We start from the raw sequence: 19,406 nt of genomic DNA on the forward strand, positions 1-19,406 counted from the left end.
GCCATGAAACATAGAAGACATACAACGATTCTAAAATGTATTCCGCTGTTTTTGTTGTGGGCCTGTACTGAGGATGGGTCTATGGAGGAAGGCCCCGATAAACAAGCCCCCCTTATCGAAGTGATTTCATCGACGCCACAGGCGGGGGAAGGTGTGATATGCGGATTCAAAGAATCAAGTGTTATTAGTGTTGCAACAGGTACTGAGCTCACCCTGAACCTTATATTTTCTGATGATCGCGACCTGTCCCAGTACAAAATTGATGTTCATAATAATTTTGACTGCCACGCACATGGAAGGACTACCTCTTCCTGGCAGATGCTTAAAATAGAAAATGTCTCAGGCAAAAAAGTGGTATTAGATGAAGTACTTGCTGTACCGGAAGATGCTTTGGCCGGTGGCTATCATTTACAAATCCTGTGTATAGATGGGGCCGGAAATGAAGCTGAACCCATTATCTACAGTATACAGGTAGAAAACTCTATTGATAACATACCACCGGAACTGATGCTTTCAGAACCATCTTCTGATAATTTTACTGTTTCAAAAGGTTCGGAAATCAATTTCCGGGGGACGATCAAAGATAACCATTCGTTGGGTACAGGAAAGATTGAAATCACTTACACAGATCCCGAAGGGGCTGAGTTTTTTCCGGTACAACAAATTTTTCCCGATTCGCAGGGTGACGAAGCTACAGTTGATCTGACTTTCAAAGTACCGGATTTTGCCACCAGTGGAAAACATCAATTTGTTATCCTGGTCTATGACAGGTATAATAATTTAACAGAGAAAACGTATACCATTGATTTTCAATAACGGTTAGTTATTTTCCACCAGCGAGAAAGGAAATTTTAACGTTATGTTAAAATTTCTTCCTTGCTCAGGAAGATTCAGGAGACGGTATCTGCTGAGGTGGTTCAAATAGTTGGTGTTGAATAAATTCTGAATAGAAAACATCAGTTCTATCCTCTGATTACTTATGTTAATGTCAATACCGGAAGAAAAATTCATCAGCGTATAGCCGGGAGTAGGTTCTTCGTTGCGGTCTACCCGCATCTGTGACGCAAAGTACTGAGCAAGCACTCCCAAGTATAGATTGGAAAATATTCCTTGCAGAGGTAAATGATATTCGGCTTCTCCCAATATTGAAAGGGGAGGGGTGAAAGGTAACGCCAGTTGGGTGTTGAGGTTGTAATTCCATACATACTCCAGAGCGGTTTTTACGTGAAAACCTTTTAAAAAAGCATATTCAATGGTGGCTTCTGTACCGGTAAAAATGGCATCATCCTGACGGTAACGATAAATTTGCCCTCCCTCAGGTAAAGGGGAAAACTGAGATGTCGGACCCAGATAGATATATTGTTCAAAAAAATTGAAAAACGGTGTGAAGCTGGCATAGAACTTTTCTGTACGATAGGTGAGGTTCAGATCTGCCTGCCACCCTCTTTCCGTGTTTAATGTGCTGTCCCCGAATTCATGCCGAAAGGTACCATGGTGGATACCGTTAGCAGACAGCTCGGGAGCAGTGGGTATTTTGAAACTACTTCCCAGGTTTAATTTAGCGTTAAAGTGTTGGTGAGGGTAAAATGAAACACCCATCCCTCCGGAGAAATTAGAGAATTGCCTTTCAACGTTACCGCTTCTTGTAGAATATCCGGTAATATTTTCCTGATCATCATAGACCGGTTCTGTATATTCTTCTATGTTTCTGTAACCATAATCGAACCTGATACCGCCATTCACCGAAGTTGTTGTATTGATTTGATATTCTTCATGAACAAAGATACCGGCATTGCCAGAAGTAAAATCCGAAAGCAGGTATTCGAACCCGCTTCTTTCATTGAGCTGGTACTGTGTCTGGAAGCCATAGATCCTTTTGATCTTATCACTGACCTGGTGATTAAATTTGGCGTTGGCAGAAAATGTCTGTAACATAAGACCTAAAGCCAGTGTTCCTTCTGGCCTTGGCCCTTTTCCATGAGCGTGAGGGTTAGATTCTTCCCTGCGGTAGTTATTCTGGTAGCCCATGTCAAGCTCTAGCCAGTTTCTCTCAAAATGAACAATACCATTGGCAATTATTTTAAAATGATCCGTCACCTGCCGGGGTAACGCTATGTTTCGGGTATCTCCGTCAGGTGTCAGCTGATATTCTCTTGGAATACCCAAAGCCCCGGAGAAAAATCCGGCTTTTTGATGAAAATTGCTTACGGTGACGGTTGCTTGTCCCCAATGTTTTTCCAGGCCTGCCATGGCGGTAATATTTCTTTCCCTGCCTGCAGTGTTTTTCAACGCCTGATCATAAATCGGTAAAACAAAGCGATTATAGGTAAAACTGTCCGCAGGCACCCGGTAGTCACCGAAGTCCTGGGTAGAAAACCTGAGCCGAAACAACTTTCCCTCTCTATTGCCCTGAAGCATAGTAGAGGTGCCGAACAGATGATTATTGTTTTTATAAGTCCCCAGAAAGCTGCCACTCAAAGTATTGGAAGGAGGCAGCGGTGCAGGTAATATATTGATCACGCCTCCCATGCCATCGGAGCCATACAAAAGGGAGGATGGGCCTTTAACGATTTCTACCCTTTCGGGAGCATACTGGTCAATCTCCAATCCGTGATCTGCCCCCCATTGCTGACCTTCCTGCTTCACCCCCTGGTCAGTGACGATGACCCGATTAAAGCTCATTCCCCTGATCACCGGTTTGGCAATACCTACACCGGTATTGATAGCATTGACGCCCGGGACTTTCTGTAAAGCATTCACAAATGTATTACTACCACTCTTTTCCAGAAAGGAGCGGTCTACAGTCTGAACAGTCAGAGATTGTTCCTTCGGCCCGGATTTGAACAAATCAGCGTCAACCCGTACTTCCTTCAGTTGAAGTGAAGAAGGGACAAGCATGAAGTTTTCCACGAGGTTATTTCCGGCTAATGTGATCGTTTTGGTTTGGGGCTCATAGCCAATATGGGTGACTTGAAGGTTATGAATACCATCATTGAGTCCATTAATTTGGTATCTGCCATTAGCGTCTGTTATAGTGCCTATCCCTAGCCTTTTAACTTGAATGGTCGCCCCTGGCACGGGTTCACCATCTGTATTTTTGATAGTCCCGCTTATTATATAGCTTTTTTGCTGGGCAAATGCCAGGAAACAGGTGCATGACCATAGCAAAATGAAACAGACACTGTTTGGAAAATTCATTGCCGGGTGAAAACTTTCATATAGTGAAGAAATTTTTCTTTATTAACCATTTCTTTTTTCCTGCTTTCCATTTTTCTACTTGCATTTTTCATGAGTAGTGGGCTGGCCAGGTATGACGTAGCAGCATTATTGATGATTGTCGATCTGCCTGCAGCTTTAGCTCCCAATAGACCATGAATTTCTTCGATATACCAGAGGTTTTTATCATGATCTGGGATGAGTGTAGATCGCTTTATTTATACAAATATACTTGTACATTCAATAAGTGCAATAAGGTTGCATTTATAATTTAATTCAATAAAAAACTTCCTTGACCTAATTATTTTATTATCAATTACTCTTATTCGGGCATAAGGATTTTTACGCGGTAAGCCGATAAATTCCTGCTACTGAAAGCATCGTTGGAAATCAGGGGTGCCAATACCAGGGAGGATACAAGGTAGATGGAAAGCTGACGGAAACTTCATGGCAAGATGCTCTTGAGACGTAGGGCTTTTTCCGTATAGAGAAGACTCTGGGAGATGAATACAGTGAAACTTACAGAATTTTAATGATATCCGGATCAATGGTACCAAACAGTCGTTTAAGGAGCAGTAATTGATAGAGTAGAAGCACTTATGGTGATAGATTCCGGTGTTTCAGTCATGCCTTGCACACCTTGCATACGCCACCAATGGTATAGTTGATCCGGTGAACGGAAAACTCATTGGATACCTCTACTTCAGGTACTTCCACATCTTCCAGGCAATAGGTCTGGTGACATTCATCGCATACGAAATGAGCGTGCTTATCAGTATGTGACTCGTTCACGCAATGGCTGCTGCACATCGCATACTTGATACCTTGTCTGTCTTCCGATGCGCGATGGACGATACCATGTTCCTCAAAAGAGCTTAAGGCCCGATAGATTGTTACACGGTCATGCCTGGCTGTCATTTTGGCTACAATATCGCTGGCGGAAAGTGCAACATCATGCTCCATGAATAGCTCCAGCATCTCTGTTCGGATGAACGTTTTCTTCAAACCATGTGTGTGTAGAAGATCGCCTATCGGTCCTTTGTTATCCATACTTCTTTTATGACGATTTTAAACTTTAGACAATTTTAACGCTTGTAAGTGTTATAATCTCAGGAATTTAACGATTTATCAGGCATCCACCCTCATTTATTAAGAACTTTCAATTCCTTCAAAATATAGTTACACTGGAAACTGGTGTCATGTCACACCTCAAGTAGCGTTCAAACTATTTTTTCGGTCTCCTTTCCAAAGTTGGCGGTAAGCAAAGGGCAGTCGGCAATATTGTGTAATAAAACTTATACTTTTTAGTACTTCAATTTACCCTCTGCTCCACGCTCTTTGCCCTTTGTCTATTGCTAACGGGTCAAGAGTTTCCCAATATGGAAATAGAATTCATCCTCTAATATTCAACGTCAATTGCACTGTGAAACGAAACTGGCATAATGGTTTATTTTGATTGTTACTACCTGGTCTGTTCCGAAGTTGGGATGGTCAGGTCTGAATTTTAACTCCACGGCGAAATGTTGAATATAAATTAGCGTAACAATGATAAATGAAATGCTCGGTCAGTCGCAGAAAGTGGAATGGATTATTGAATACGAAAAATTAGAAATATCCATCCGTTTTTTGTAAGCGCATAATGCGCCGGGTCTTTTGAACCGGTTCTCTTTTTATTGAATTGGTATGTTTTAAATGTTGTGTCAGGAGATATGGCATGCTGTTAGTCTCAAATAATAATGTATTTCGTGTTGATGAATTAAGCCCTTTAAAACTTAGATTTACTCGATTTTTTTATGATTTTGTAATGCACCAAAGGTGAAAATGATTCAATTTATCAGGTTTTTTTTCATAACCTTTTCATTAACAGTGCTTACCCCTATACACGCGCAGGATAAGCCGGATAGTTTGAAGGGGGTGCTGTCAAAACAAACCGGTGACACTACGGAAGTGAGTGTATTGAATCTTCTTTCTCAATCTTTTTACTTATCAGGTGATGACTCCACCTTGTTTTATGCACAAAAGGCATTAAAGTTGGCAACTAAAATTAAATATCAAAAGGGGATTGCTTATGCATGGCATCACTTTGGTACGTATTACTTCATCAGACATGAACTGGATAGTGCCCTGCTATACTTTGAGAGATCCCTTGCCATAAAGAAAGAGATAAATGATGAACGAAGCATTTCAGGTACATTAAACAATCTCGGAGGGGTTTACTACAACCTGGGCAATTATGCAAAAGCAATGGATAATTATCAACAATCCTTGACCATAAAACTTGCTCAGGGAGACAGTATACGAGCAGCAAAGACCATCAACAACATCGGCCTTATCCATTACATTCAAAAAAACTATGATAAGGCGTTGGATAGGTTTAGCCAGGCCTTGGAAATCAAAAGATTAAAAGATCTGGGTATCGTAGCTTCCACCTTATCAAATATTGGAATGACTCACATGCAACGGGAGGATTATACCCAGGCGTTACGGTTTTGTAAGAGGTCCTATGAGATCTACGATTCATTGGATATAAAATGCAAGCGGAAGCAGTCGGCATATAATATAGGATATAGCTATCTGCAGCTGAATCGGTTAGATAGCTCACTTATGTATCTGCGAAGTAGCTACAATGATGCAATAGCTTGCGAAGACCAATCAACGTTAAGCATGGCGTTATCAGGACTGGGACAGGCATACATGAAAAAGGGGCTAAAGAAGCAAGCGGAAGAGGCTTTGTTAAAGGGCTTTCAGACGGCCAGTCAGCATCAATTAAAGGAAAAAACCCAGGAAGTAGCTAATAAGCTCTATGATTTTTATAAAGCCGTGGGAAATGAGAAAAAGGCCCTGGAATTTCTCGAAATCAGCACCGATATGAAAGAAGAATTATTCAATGAAGACCTTACCGAAAGGCTGACTACGATGGAGCTTAATTTTGCTTTTGAGCAGGAGCGGGATTCATTGGAATATCAAAAACAGGCAGAGCTGCTGGCCATTAACGTCAACCTCAAAAGGCAACGAAACCTCAGATACCTTACCATACTTGGATTGGTGATCACAGTGATCTTTTCCGTGGTAATTTATCGTTACTATGAGCTGGGAAAAAAAGCTCGAGGCATTTTAGAGCATAAGAATAAAACCATTTCAGAAACATTGAATGAACGCGAGGTCCTTTTACAGGAAATCCATCATCGTGTAAAGAATAACCTTCAGATTGTCAGTAGCTTATTAAATATTCAATCCAAGTATCTAAATGATGAGTCAGCCAGGAAGGCTGTATTGGAGGGAAGGGACCGGATACAGTCCATGGCTTTGGTACATGAGAAATTGTACCAATCCGAAAACCTATCCAAAATAGATGTGAAAGAATATTTGGAAGAGCTTGTAAACACATTGTTTCAATCGTATGATGTATCCGAAGATCGGATTAAGCTTGCCAGCAACATAGAGTCCATCGACCTTTCCATTGATACGACGCTACAGGTAGGCCTCCTTATCAATGAGCTTGTCTCCAATGCATTGAAACATGCGTTTCCAGCGGAAAAGCATGGAACCATCAGCTTGTCACTGATCAAAAAAGACGATGTTCATGAAGTGGAAGTTTCAGACGATGGCATTGGGATTAATTCTCCGGATGATTTGGAAAAATCGTATGGTTACCGGATCATACGGTCCATTTCCCGTGGATTAAATGGAACGATCCTTATGTCTGATCAAGCTGAAAAAGGTACCACCTTTAAACTAATGTTCCCCCAATGAGTAAAAAAATGCAGGTTTTAATTGTGGAAGATGAGCCTATTATTGCAGATGATATTGCGATCTGCATCGGTCAGATGGGACATGAGGTTACAAGTATCTGTAATACAGCCGATCAAGCGCTGGCTGTATTGGATCAGAGCACGATCGATTTAGCACTGCTGGATATTAAAATAAAAGGAGGTAGGGATGGAGTCCAGCTCGCGCAGTGCATTAAACAAAAAACAAATATTCCATTTATTTATATTTCATCTTTGTACGACAAGACAACAATCTCACGTGCGAAGAATACCCGCCCTTCGGGCTATATAGTAAAACCTTTCAAAGACGAAGATATCAAGGTGGCGGTAGATATGGCCCTGGTCAAAACAAAGATCAAACCTGTAAATCAGTCGGATACTGATCAATTAGAGCTGTTTATTCGGGAAAGAAATGCGATCGTTCCGCTTGATTTCAATGAAGTATTTTACATCGAAGCGTCAGACAATTATTCAATATTCCATTTTGAAGGAAAGCATCATGTGGTTTCTCAAACCCTGAAGCTCATAGAGCAAACACTGGCAAGTCAGGGGTACTGTCGCATTCATAAAACTTTTCTCGTCAATCTAAGAAAAATAGATCGCATTGAACACAGCGTTGTTTTTATTAATGGTCGGCCCCTGCCCATCGGAAAAGCCTACAAAAAAACTTTTATGAGTCGTTTGACGATCTTTTAAAGGCCTTTACTCACTCAGTTGTCTGTTTCACCAATAAACCCACCATTACTTATGCAATGAAGATGGTGAACCCACCTTGCACACTTCCGTTCTCTATGCTGACCACATAGTATTAGTAAACAACCAAGATTTATCATTTAACGCTTATAAGCGTATATAGTAAAATTAAATTTTTATTCCCTCAACAAGTGCCTAAAGAAAGCCTTGTCATTAATGTGCTCATGCTACAATTGATGATAAAAGCATAAGATTTAGTAGCAGTCTACCTCATCATGTTGTGTGTTTACTCATCAGATATTCCGTTCACCCGGCAAAACTGGATGTAGTCTCTGAATACGGATAAGTTTACAAGTGATTTTTTGTATTGATTAACTTTTTGTTGTTCTATTCAATCAGCAGTTAACTGCCAAGGCCTGTACATAAAGGTGTCAATCTGTAAGGACAGATAAATGGTAAGTTGAATGCATCTACTCAAACATTACGTGTGTGGTCCACAAGGTCAAAACAATACCAATGAAATAGACGAATGTAATGGCGGAAATGAATTGAAGAAGATCAACCAGTAAACAGACACATTATGAAAAGGATTGTTATCGTCTTTACAATATTTTTTGCCTTTTTGATTTCCCAAAAGTTGGAAGCCCAGAGTAATCTCTGGCAAGAACAACGAACCAATGCCAGGGTCTCCGATCAGTGGAGTGCGATCAAAGCCAATAGAAAAACGCTCAATAAAGAGGCACTTTCATTTGTTCTAAGTGAACTTAAATCGAAAGGTGCTACAAACATCTCGATTCCCCATCCCTCGGGAGGAGAGCAGATGTTTGAAGTAGTACCTAGTAATGTCATGGCTCCCGGGCTCCAGGCAAAATACCCTAACATACAGACCTTTAAAGGCGTCAACACACAAGGAGAACTCGTAAGGGGTAATGTTGGGGCAAATGGATTAAACCTGGCCGTATTTAGCAGGCATGAAACTTATCTTGTGAAACCGCAAAGCAAGGCTGGTAACCGCTACGTGAGCTATTTCGAAAAGGATTATTTAAGCACTTTCGATAGCGAAGAGCCGCATTTCTTTTGCGAGCATGAAGAGCACTTTTCATCGGATGCCATACAAATCCCATCATCGGATCGTACACCGCGAGCGAGGCAGATGGAGGCAGATTTTACACCCTTTTCCACCGGCGAGGTGTTAAGAAAATACCGTATTGCGATTGTTGCTTATCATGAATACTCAGAATACATCGGGGGAACCAGGGAGGAAGTGCTCAGCAATATCGTATCCCTGCTGGATGTCGTGATCGGTATATTTGAACGAGATGCAAGTATTACTTTTGAATTGGTGGAAAACAACGACCAGCTCATTTTCCTTACGGAAGAAGAAGATCCTACACCTACCAGTGGAAGTACATTTATTGAAGCAAGTCACAACGTAATTACCGATATCATCGGTAGTGAAAATTTTGATATCGGACATTTACTGGCAATAGGTGTCGGAGGGAAGGCAACTGTGTTATCTATTTGTCGAGATGATGTTAAAGGACAGGGGGTCTCATTTCAAAGGGACAATGGTCGAGAGGGAGACCTTTCCTTCGTTTTACCGCATGAACTAGGCCATCAATTCGGTACCAATCATTCTTCTGCAAGAGGTGCTCTTGAACGTGATACTCGTTTTGAGTTTGCTCTAGGGCAAACTATTATGAAACCCAGTGCACCGACTCCGGTTCCTTATTTTCATGTGGGTTCTATCATTGAAATCATAGACGGCGCCGAGCGTACGGGTTGTGCTGAGCTTATTGAGACAGGGAATACACCTCCCGTGGTGAGCGTTCCCGAGGGAGGGTTTGTCATCCCTGTCAATACGCCATTTGTGTTGGAGGCCGAAGGAAACGATGCAGATGGAGACCCACTTACGTACAGTTGGGAACAATATGACCAGAGTACCAATCCTGACGAAGTTGTACCTGGACATTCTTTCGCTCCATGGGAAGGGGATGGCCCCTTGTTTAAGAGTTTTGAGCCTACCACTGATAACCGAAGGTTTTTCCCTCAGCTTAATAGCGTACTTGATAATACGCTGTTGTCCGTTCCGAATGGAGATCTGCCCATTCTTGTCAATCAAATTGGAAGCAGTAGTGACTTCTCAAGGAATGAGGTAATACCCCATAAGACACGGGATCTTAATTTTGTGGTTACTGTGCGGGATAATAGCCCCTTGGGACCGGGTATTGCGACGGATATTATTTCTTTTTCTTCAACAGACCAAGCGGGGCCTTTTGTAGTAACGACTGTCTTGGATGATCCGTCTTATAACGGATTCAGCAACGTGAATGTGCAATGGGAGGTAGCCAATACGAACGCCGCTCCTGTAAACTGCGAAAACGTAACGATCCTTTACGCTACGGATGGTGGTAAACAGTTCGATATTGTGCTGGCAGAAAGTACTGCCAACGACGGAGAGGCTACAGTCAAGCTACCGAATATTGCCACATCAGAGGCCAGGATCATGGTGAAGGCTGTAAACAATGTATTCTTTAATGTAAATGACCGTAATTTTACTGTAATAGCATCTGAAGTAGACGTTCCTGAAGCTCCGACCAATTTGGCAGGCAACCGGGTAAACCCATTCAGCATAGAATTGTCATGGACAGATAATGGTGACCTCGAAGACGGATTTGTTATTGAGAGAAAATCAGGATCTGATAATTTTGAAGAGATAGCCAGGACGCCTGTCAATAACACCAGTTATACAGATCAAACTGCCCAGGATAATGAATCATATTCCTATCGAGTAGCTGCATTTAATGCTACGGGTAACTCCGGCTATACCAATGAGGTTTCCTTCGTTTCGGGAGAGACTATTCTGTCCGTAAATGATCATCAACCCCCCGCTCCCGATATCCTGTTGTTTCCCAACCCGGTTACCAGTGGGCTAAGAGTGATTACTCCAAAGGAATCGAAAAATTACCTGACAGATTTCTCCGGGAAGGTTTTGGTCGGTGAAAAAAGGGGAGAGGAAGTCGTACTTGATCTGGAAGACCTGGCCTCCGGCATTTACCTGCTCATCTCCGAGAGCGCAGATGGTATAACATACAAAAGAGTAATCAAAATTTAATGCCTAGTGCACCTGTTACCTTTGATCAGAAAGTAAGTTAAGCTCGTTTACGCCAAACTCACTAAAAACGAAAACTTTAATTCGTAGTCTGTTTTAAAAGAAATAGAAAAGACAGCTGTTTTAGTGATGGCTGTCTGATTTTCAGAATAGCGCCGAGGGCACTTCTCTGAAAGAGATTTAAAATAGTGTTTTGAATACAGATTCATGGTAGAATGTGAAGTTGGAGACCTCACCTCATATACTGATTGAAGATTTCAAACATGCCTTTGTAACCTTCCAAACAATAAGAGCTACTGAAATAGCCTTTGCCATTACAAACAACAGGTTCGCTGGGTGTCCATGGAAAAACTAAAAAAGAGAGCCATCTCTTCGTAGAGACGGCCCTCAGATTAAAAGTATCTGGTATATAATTACAGTCGCTCAGGCCATATAGGTCAACACTTTCTTTGTCAATAAAGAAAGTTCACCTATCTATTTGACTATTTTACGGACTATTCTCTGCGCTGCACCGGACAGTTCTACCATATAAATACCTTCGGGCAATTGACGCGTGTTGATCTTGATCGTGCGCTGTCCTATAATAGCTCTTTCGATGACTACCCGACCCTGCATATCTATGATTGCCAATTTTTCAAAATGCTCAGTAGCAGGCATATCAATAGTCAGTTCTGATCCTATCGGGTTAGGATAAACGCTCACCCATGTCATCTGGTTGGTGATATCATTATCGGAACTTCCGTCAGAGGCCCTCCTCGCAGTGGTGTTAGTATTACAACTGCCTACTACAAAACTGTGCCTGTTGGCTGAGGTATTCCTTTCTCCACCTTCAGGTACAGAATAGGTGTAATAGAGATACACCGTCTCCCCATTTTGCGCATTAATTGTGAAAGGTGTATCAGGCGACACCGGATAGCCAGGGAAGGTAGCACCAGGATTAGTGCTGTAGTATAGAATACATGTGGGCGTGCCCATTCCTGATGCAGAAGGAACAAATGTGACCGTAGGGTTATTTGAATCACTGGAGAATACTACAGTGTAATCGCCATTCGCTGCCAATTGACTGCATGCATTCGGCGTTGATGGCCCTGTAGCCTCCGTGAAGCTGATATAATTGATATTAAGCCCGGCGTTTTCAAAGAAGATGCGCAGATCATGTTGTCCCTGACCTATCGTTATATCTTCTACAATTACATCCACATAATTCTGCCATCCCCCGGTATTGGGAGAAGCTAACGTGCCGGTTATGTTGTTACCATCTATTTCCATGCGGAAACGTCCGTTGCCATTCGATGAAGCCACTCTGAAAATGATATCGTAATTACCTGAACCGGCTGTGGCATTAAGCGTATAACGCAGCCATTCGTTCCTGGCAATCCAACCTACATTGTAACTTCCTGTAGCATCACCGGTGATTTCTATGTCCACATCATCCGACCGATATGCTCCGCCGGTATTTCCATTCGTCGTATCGAAATAATCTTCATAGTCTTCTGCTTCTACCACACCAGGTATGGTGAAGCCACTGGTTGCGGCATTGACCGTTATCGAGGCACTTCCACTGACAGTATTGCTGGAAGCCGTTACCGTAAAACTGCCGGGCGATGTAGCGGTGTATAAGCCCGTATTAGAAACATTACCACCGGTAGTACTCCAGTTGAAAGTGGTATTGATAGGCGCACCGTACTGATCAAAAGCACTGGCCTGCAACTGTGCGGTCTGTCCTTCTCCTATAGTAGCACTGGCTGGGGAAACAGTTATACTACTCACTATGGGAGGACCCGTACTCTTTCCATCATCCCATATGATATCATCGATAGCGAACTCGAATATAGACGAAGGTAAGGCCCCATCAAGACTGGTAATGGCAAACATATACCCGATGTCTTGAAAAGCCAGTAGTCCGCTAAAATCTGCCAAAGGGATCTCTACCAAGCCCCATTCGCCGTTCCTTACCAATCCATATTTAGTCTGACCGGCGGGAAACTCTATGTATTTTTCATTGGTAAAATTATCAGTAAGTCCGATCCTGAAAGAAACATTGCCGGGGATCTTGATACGGAACTTTAATGATCCTTCCTCTACAAAACCCGACATATCCTTTCCACTCAGCGAAACGATACCTCCACCAAACCAGCTATTGGCAGCGGTAGTCTTCCAGGATATTACGTTGCTTCCTTCGTAAGGTGGGATAATCCCGTCTTCCAACGTGCCTCCCCACGCGTATATCTGAGCGTCAGCGCCAAATGTCAGTTCATTATTGGTAGGCGTTTGATCCGTATACACTCCGAAAGTACCGACTTCAGCTGTCAGTTCATCATAATTGAATGCTACACTGCCATGGCCATTCCATTGGTAAACTCGAACATAATCCACATACATTTTGCCTGGTAGCGGGGCTGTCACTTCATTGTTAATAAGTACATCTGGCAAAGTGCCTCCTACCGCAAGATTAAGTAGCATATAGAAAGGTCTGGAAAATACGCCGGTCACACCATCAGGGTCTATTGGTAACGGATTAGTATAAAGATCGCGTTCTATAGAATTGTCAACCACAGTAAATCGCAATTGTGTAGGTTCCCAATAAATCCTGTAGGTAACGAATCGGTCGTTTAATGGGGTGGCTGCAACATACGGCTGATTGTAGTCGACATCGAAGGCTATATTTCCCACGCCACCATCTTCAGTGGCAAAAAAGGCATTGGCACCGACATAATTGTTTACGGTAGAATTGGGCTCTTGCTGATAATCCCGTCCGGCTTGAGAGAAACCCATTTCCATCATATCGATCTCTCCTTTGGCCGGCCAGGTGAGATTGTTTGCTCCCAGTAGCCAGACTGCTGGCCATAACCCCATGTTTAGATCAGGTACGCGCACCCTCACTTCTATCAGGCCGTAATGAACCGAAAGATTACCCTGTGTAGTAACTTTACCAGAAGTAAAAGCGCGCGATCCTGCCTGCTGATTACGAGCCTCCAGCACTAGAGCTTTATTTTCAGGTTCGCCAGGAACATCGGCTATGTATACGTTATCTGCCTGATAAGACTGTAACTCGGCATTTCCCCAGCCACATAGGCCAATATCACAACCGTCACCAATGTCAGGGAGCCAGATGTTATTGTCTAAAGTGTTAAAATTATCTTCCCAGATAAGTGGACCTATCTGAGCATACATAGTAGCATGAAATGAGATGAGGGCTAAGATCAATATGAGTCTCTTTATTTGACTGCATGGGTGAAGCCATTTGGAATATATACTTGGAGGTATCATAAGTTAGAAGTTTAGGTGAAACATTCCGCAATCGGTTGCGAAACTTAAATGTAATTTTATCACAGTTTATTTTGAAGATATCAGGTACATCAATACTACATCAGGGGTAGAAAATAGCTTAGATCAAATGGACAGAAATAGTGCTTTGAGTCGAATGGCAAATGATTGTATACATCAATCATACATCATTGCAATGATGTATGATCCCTATGGAATATTTTAAAATAATATGACACTTTGATTAATGCCACTTGTTGAATAGGCATTATTTTGACATCTGTCTCATTAAATGTGTTTCCCTGTAGTGCTTTTTATAAAGCGCACTATTGTATATGCCATTAGTGATACAATTTTCAAGGAAGCCCGTCAGCCTTTCATTTGTATTGTTGGGCGGATGCGCTCAAAAGTCAACTCGCTATTATACTCAAAGAATATTCACCAGGACTAATTTGTCAAATTACAGTGAATGATAATACTAGTGAATCGAAAAGCGCAACGAACGATAATAATGATCCAATAATATATAAGAAGCGCGTCAATCCGGAAGGTTAACACGTCGCATATAAAATAAAAAAGCAGTTACAAATAAATGTAACTGCCTGATGTACAAGTAGCGCCGAGGGGCGAGTGATCGAACCTTTTCTTTTTAGGCTTGAATGAAATGCTAATATTTTCCAAGGTATCTTGAAAATTTTTCAACTATATGATTAATTATTTATAATATTCATAATGGAGGTTGTTGCTCATTACTTGGGTGAAACAGCCATAAAATTAATTAACGACAAACGAAGCGGTTGTGCTTACCTAATCGTAAGTTATTCAGGAGCCGATTAAAAATACCTGTCCAAAATAACAATAGTTGTTATTTGTTGTTATTTTTGTTTTTAGTAAAAAGGGAATCTTTAAATATGAATGTGTCCTTAAATGATCATTTAGAAAAATTCATTAGCCGGCAGCTTAAATTTGGCAGGTATAGTAACGCCAGTGAAGTTGTAAGGGCAGGCCTTCGGTTGCTTGAAGAAAAAGAACTGAAAATCACAGAAATGGAAAAAGAGATTAAGCGGGGGGTAGAAAGCGGCGCTTCCGAAACCTGGGATAAAGACGAGTTTTTGAGAAAGGCGCATAAACGGGCCGATGATTTAGGTTTAGACTAAATGGCGATTGTTAAGCGCACGCCACTTGTTGAAGAAGACCTTTTCGAAATCTGGTATTATATCGCAGTCGAAAAAAGAAGCCGTCTTAACGCCGACGTTTTATTGATAAAATAGACACAGAGTTTTCCAAACTGGCAGAAACTCCCGGTATGGGTACAGAGAGAGGCATTTATGTGCCAAGTTTGAGAGGTTGGCCATTCGGTGAATATGTAATATATTACCGCCCTATTTCCAAGGGAATTGAAGTTATCCGGGTAATTCATGCCGGTAGAGAAACAGAGTTACAAAAGTATCAATGAGCCAAAGCTAACCAAGCTGTGTCCGCCAATCGGCGGATACGAGCCCGACGCGCTCATTTGTAATTTCTTTTGATGAACTCCCAAAGAAATGCTCTCTCCTTAGATTTCAATTCCTTTTCCCGAGTGTTTGATAGATTGAGTTTGTACGAAGAATATCGTTAGCGCAAACTGAGCATGAGTGAGGAAAGAAAAACATATTCTGCATAAGTGCGGCAACGACCTTAGGTTCCTCTTCCGGGTCGATGAGAATAACCGAATTATTTTCGATTGTTTGTACCATGTGATTTCCTTTTCAAAGTTTTCGATGAAAAAGAATTAACCTAGACGTTTGAAGTTACTTACTGACATAGTAATGACATTAAAAAATACCCAACCTTGGGTATTTTTTAATCTAGGTAATAGTTTGTTCTTTGAATACTAAAATTTAACGTACGATTTGAATTCAGGGGCTTTACAAGTGAGTTTGAAAGGCGGACAATGGGAGTCCAATTATTCAATAGTTAGAGTTCGTTTCTGAATTTTGGTCAAAAATATTAGATGTTAAGTATATGTCTAGTTCATTGATACTTCTAATTTTAACTCTATCTGCATTTATTGGTGGAATAGTTGGATTTGCCTTGTTCAACTGGTTATTTCTAAAGAATCGAGAGGCATATGTTATTCTGTCTGACGAAAAACTTTCGGAGGAAATTGTTAACATAAGATCCAGAATTCAAGTCATCTATGTTATAGGACCCTTAATTGGACTTGGTTTAGGAATTTTTGGACTAAATAGCTTTGATAAATTTGATAAGAAAATTGAAACCCAAGTATCTGATTTATTGAAAAAACATGAGGGTAAAATTAATGAGATTGACAGTGCTTATAAAAAAAGTCAGAGCATTAATAACATTGTCTCTTTTGATGATCTGGAAACTCTTTCTTTAGCCTCTAAAAATGACCTGAACGATATAAAGACTAATTTTGAAAAGTATGTTAGAAACAATTTCGTTAGTGACCTAACTTTTAATGATAGAGTAATCAAGAAGGTTCGTTCGAATGGTTATATGGAAGAACAAGAAATCGAGAAGAATATTGTGGGACCTAAGATTCAATCTTTTTACACTGACAGAATTGAAAATACATTTTCAACTTTAACTCAATTAAGAGACGGGCTGAAAGAGAAACTGGATAATACCTATTCAAGCAGAATTAAACTAATGGAGCAGAATATAGAATCTTTCAAGTCTGAGAGGAGTGATTATTTGAAAAGCAGTAATTTATCAGATTATTCCATAGTTACAGAAAGTTATTTAGGATCTTACCTAAAAATCGGTGAATTTGACAACCAATTGAAAGTTTCTGCAAAGACGGTTGCTATTGAAAAGAAATTAGATGCCTTGGCAAAAGAGAACCAAGAACTTGAAGAGAAACTTTTGAAGTTAATAGAGGCTCTTCCTGATAGTTTGACGAAAGAATAATGAGTTCTAATAATCACTATCATCTATAACTAATTGAGCTATTTGCAAAGGAAACTTCCTGTCCGATACTTTTGTGAGAATTTGAAAAGTCCAGTTTATGGATGATGGTTAGATTCTAACTACAACTGACTTGTATGAATATTTCTAGAGTAAGAATAGACAATTATCGAGGAATTAAAGAGGCTCATTTTTTTCCATCTCCATTAACTTGCGTTATTGGAGAAAACAATGCTGGCAAATCAACTATCTTAGTTGCTGTAAGTTTGTTTTTCTCAGGAAGTACAATATCCAAATCTGATTATTACAATATAGAGAATGAGGTATATATAGAACTCGAGTTTACCGATATTTCAGATGAAGATCTTCTAAGGTTATCCCCAGAACATAAGCCGAGAATTGAGGAAATTATTATTGATGGCAGATTGACATTGGTCAGATTGTACGACCAAGATGGAAAATCAAAATTATATTGTAAGAAGCTAGGTCCAAAAGACTCAAGGCTATCTGAGGACAACATAAATAACTTGTTGAAGGGAAAAAAGGGGGCAGACATTTCAAGCAACTTAATCACATTGCTGCCAGAATATGAATCCCAGCTTAATGATTTAAAAACTCAAAAAGCAGCGAAAGAAAAAATCGAGTCTATCGTAAATAACCTGACTTCTGATGATCTGGAAATGCAGATCACAAATCTCCCGACCGGGATCGAAAATAGCATAACAAATTTTCTACCTGAACCAATTTATATTGCCGCTGTCAAAGATTTAAAAGATGATGTTAAAACTAAAGAGTCTACGACTTTTGGAAAGCTTCTTGGTATCCTGCTGAGATTTCTAGAGAATACTAAAGAATTTGAAGAAATTTCTAATTCATTTGAAAGGTTGCATGGACTTTTAAATATTGTTGAAACGGATGAAGGTATATCAGATGATAGAATTCAACAAATCATTACAATTGAACGCCAAATGGAAAATTATCTCAAGGAAAACTTCCCTAAAGTTCAAGTTGAAATAAGCGTACCCAAACCGGAGTTAAAGCAAGTATTTAGTAATTCTAAAATTTTCATAGATGACGGAGTAAAGGATACAATTGATACAAAAGGTGATGGCATAAAGAGAGCTCTCACCTTTTCATTGTTAAGAACATATGTAGATCAACTTAAGGAGCATAAGAAACAGAAGTTCGAAGAAAAGAATGAGGGAGAAACTCTTGAAGTCAATTCTCAGCCTTATATATTTCTTTTTGAAGAACCTGAACTTTACCTTCATCCAAACGCTCAAAAAATATTGTTTGAAGCGCTTGAAAGCCTTTCCAACGAACAAAACCAAGTTTTTGTTACTACACATTCTCCACTTTTTTTCTCGGCAAATTCAACCGGCTCATTTATAAAGGTTAAGAAAGAATATCCAATTGACGGTAAACCTTACGGTAAATTAATTGCCGTTAACTTGGAAAGAGATTTGGCCTATAAAGATGCTTTTCAAATACTTTGCTATGAAAATTGTACTCCTGCGTTCTTTGCTAATAAAGTTCTACTTGTAGAGGGAGATTCAGATTTAATCTATTTGAAGGAATTGGCAAGCACCCTGAATCCAAACTGGAATTTTGACAATCATAATATTCCAATTATTCGTATGAGTGGTAAGTCAAATCTCAAACGGTATACTAATTTTTACGAACATTTTGAAGTCCAGGTGTATTCATTGGTGGACTTAGATATGCTAATTGATGGTTTTGATAAATACTCAGTTGCTGAAGAAATATTACTAAAGCGAGAAGAACTACTTTCAAAATTAGACCATATAGCTGAATCTAATGAATTTGAAGCAGACCTAAAAAAATCTAAAATAAAGGAATTAACGAGGCGATATACTTGGAAGGAAAAATATGAGCGTTTAAAACAACTCGCAGAATGTGTTAAAGAAGGGCATACTTTATCTGAAAATGATAAATCGGATATTGATTATTTGTTTGCTGAAGAATCTAATAATTTGAGAAGGCAAGTTCTTGGGTATTCCGAAGGGGATCTGGACTTAAAACATGAACTATTAAGAGATTTGAGAGAAATCAATATTTTCATTTTGAGTAAGGGAGTAATAGAAGATTACTACCCCTCGGAAGTGACAGGAGATGATAAACCAACAAAGGCGTTAAGTGCTGTAAATCTCATTAAGGAAATGGATGACTTAACATTCCTTCCTAAAACTCGAATCGATAATAATGAAGTTTGTGAACTAAGTGAGATATTTAGGCAAATCTTTAAATAAAAACATCAGACACATGTATTTACAGTGGCTTTTAACTCGCTAACACCTATTTGGAAATCATACTCATAGGATAGACCACAAGTTGATAATTGGGTAACTACACCCAATCGTATTTATTAGCCCATCTACTTCATTTTAATATGGAAACCTTCTATCTGTCAGTAT

General features: G+C 40.2%; 11 protein-coding genes. 8 read left to right on the plus strand and 3 right to left on the minus strand.

Annotation, left to right across the window (positions count from 1 at the left end; genetic code table 11):
- Positions 1 to 3: 3 nt before the first annotated feature.
- Positions 4 to 816, plus strand: coding sequence for a DUF4625 domain-containing protein (locus tag FNH22_RS23530; protein WP_143400907.1), 813 nt, complete (start codon positions 4 to 6; stop codon positions 814 to 816).
- A 3-nt stretch (positions 817 to 819) separates the two neighbouring features.
- Here FNH22_RS23530 and FNH22_RS23535 read toward each other — a convergent pair whose 3' ends face one another.
- Together FNH22_RS23535 and FNH22_RS23540 are read right to left on the minus strand one after the other, a co-directional pair.
- The gene (locus FNH22_RS23535) at positions 820 to 3,198 is read right to left on the minus strand and encodes a TonB-dependent receptor (protein WP_143400908.1); all 2,379 of its coding nucleotides are present in this window, start codon (positions 3,196 to 3,198) and stop codon (positions 820 to 822) included.
- Between the two features lie 642 nt (positions 3,199 to 3,840).
- Positions 3,841 to 4,266, minus strand: a complete 426-nt coding sequence (locus FNH22_RS23540; protein ID WP_143400909.1) for a Fur family transcriptional regulator — start codon at positions 4,264 to 4,266, stop codon at positions 3,841 to 3,843.
- 816 nt (positions 4,267 to 5,082) lie between these two features.
- Between FNH22_RS23540 and FNH22_RS23545 the strand changes: the two genes are divergently transcribed.
- The 3 genes from FNH22_RS23545 (at position 5,083) to FNH22_RS23555 (ending at position 10,794) form a co-directional block, all read left to right on the plus strand.
- Positions 5,083 to 6,969 (plus strand): tetratricopeptide repeat protein, encoded by a 1,887-nt coding sequence (locus tag FNH22_RS23545; protein WP_185154376.1) that lies wholly within the window; start codon positions 5,083 to 5,085, stop codon positions 6,967 to 6,969.
- On the plus strand, positions 6,966 to 7,682 hold the full coding sequence (locus tag FNH22_RS23550) for a LytTR family DNA-binding domain-containing protein (RefSeq protein WP_143400911.1): 717 nt from the start codon (positions 6,966 to 6,968) through the stop codon (positions 7,680 to 7,682). Before FNH22_RS23545 ends, FNH22_RS23550 begins: the two co-directional genes overlap by 4 nt.
- Positions 7,683 to 8,259: 577 nt before the next feature.
- Entirely contained in the window at positions 8,260 to 10,794 is a 2,535-nt protein-coding gene (locus tag FNH22_RS23555; RefSeq protein ID WP_143400912.1) for a reprolysin-like metallopeptidase, read from the plus strand.
- A gap of 471 nt (positions 10,795 to 11,265) precedes the next feature.
- Here FNH22_RS23555 and FNH22_RS23560 read toward each other — a convergent pair whose 3' ends face one another.
- Positions 11,266 to 13,998, minus strand: coding sequence for a carbohydrate-binding protein (locus tag FNH22_RS23560; protein ID WP_185154377.1), 2,733 nt, complete (start codon positions 13,996 to 13,998; stop codon positions 11,266 to 11,268).
- A 971-nt stretch (positions 13,999 to 14,969) separates the two neighbouring features.
- Here FNH22_RS23560 and FNH22_RS23565 point away from each other — a divergent pair.
- The 4 genes from FNH22_RS23565 (at position 14,970) to FNH22_RS23580 (ending at position 19,241) form a co-directional block, all read left to right on the plus strand.
- Positions 14,970 to 15,215, plus strand: coding sequence for a type II toxin-antitoxin system ParD family antitoxin (locus FNH22_RS23565; RefSeq protein ID WP_143400914.1), 246 nt, complete (start codon positions 14,970 to 14,972; stop codon positions 15,213 to 15,215).
- Between the two features lie 101 nt (positions 15,216 to 15,316).
- Complete coding sequence (locus FNH22_RS32980; RefSeq protein ID WP_143400944.1) at positions 15,317 to 15,514, plus strand: type II toxin-antitoxin system RelE/ParE family toxin; 198 nt, start codon at positions 15,317 to 15,319, stop codon at positions 15,512 to 15,514.
- A gap of 548 nt (positions 15,515 to 16,062) precedes the next feature.
- Complete coding sequence (locus FNH22_RS23575; RefSeq protein WP_143400915.1) at positions 16,063 to 16,974, plus strand: hypothetical protein; 912 nt, start codon at positions 16,063 to 16,065, stop codon at positions 16,972 to 16,974.
- A 134-nt stretch (positions 16,975 to 17,108) separates the two neighbouring features.
- Complete coding sequence (locus tag FNH22_RS23580; RefSeq protein WP_143400916.1) at positions 17,109 to 19,241, plus strand: AAA family ATPase; 2,133 nt, start codon at positions 17,109 to 17,111, stop codon at positions 19,239 to 19,241.
- The last annotated feature ends 165 nt before the right edge of the window (positions 19,242 to 19,406 follow it).

Origin of the sequence: Fulvivirga sp. M361, from assembly GCF_007097395.1 — a bacterium.
GTDB lineage: Bacteria > Bacteroidota > Bacteroidia > Cytophagales > Cyclobacteriaceae > Fulvivirga.

What these genes read in the sequence shown, in the direction of transcription:
- FNH22_RS23575 (WP_143400915.1), top strand. Translation starts at nt 16,063, where the DNA reads ATGTCTAGTTCATTGATACTTCTAATTTTAACTCTATCTGCATTTATT.
- FNH22_RS23540 (WP_143400909.1), bottom strand. Translation starts at nt 4,266, where the DNA reads ATGGATAACAAAGGACCGATAGGCGATCTTCTACACACACATGGTTTG.
- FNH22_RS23555 (WP_143400912.1), top strand. Translation starts at nt 8,260, where the DNA reads ATGAAAAGGATTGTTATCGTCTTTACAATATTTTTTGCCTTTTTGATT.
- FNH22_RS23530 (WP_143400907.1), top strand. Translation starts at nt 4, where the DNA reads ATGAAACATAGAAGACATACAACGATTCTAAAATGTATTCCGCTGTTT.
- FNH22_RS23580 (WP_143400916.1), top strand. Translation starts at nt 17,109, where the DNA reads ATGAATATTTCTAGAGTAAGAATAGACAATTATCGAGGAATTAAAGAG.
- FNH22_RS23550 (WP_143400911.1), top strand. Translation starts at nt 6,966, where the DNA reads ATGAGTAAAAAAATGCAGGTTTTAATTGTGGAAGATGAGCCTATTATT.
- FNH22_RS23535 (WP_143400908.1), bottom strand. Translation starts at nt 3,198, where the DNA reads ATGAATTTTCCAAACAGTGTCTGTTTCATTTTGCTATGGTCATGCACC.
- FNH22_RS23565 (WP_143400914.1), top strand. Translation starts at nt 14,970, where the DNA reads ATGAATGTGTCCTTAAATGATCATTTAGAAAAATTCATTAGCCGGCAG.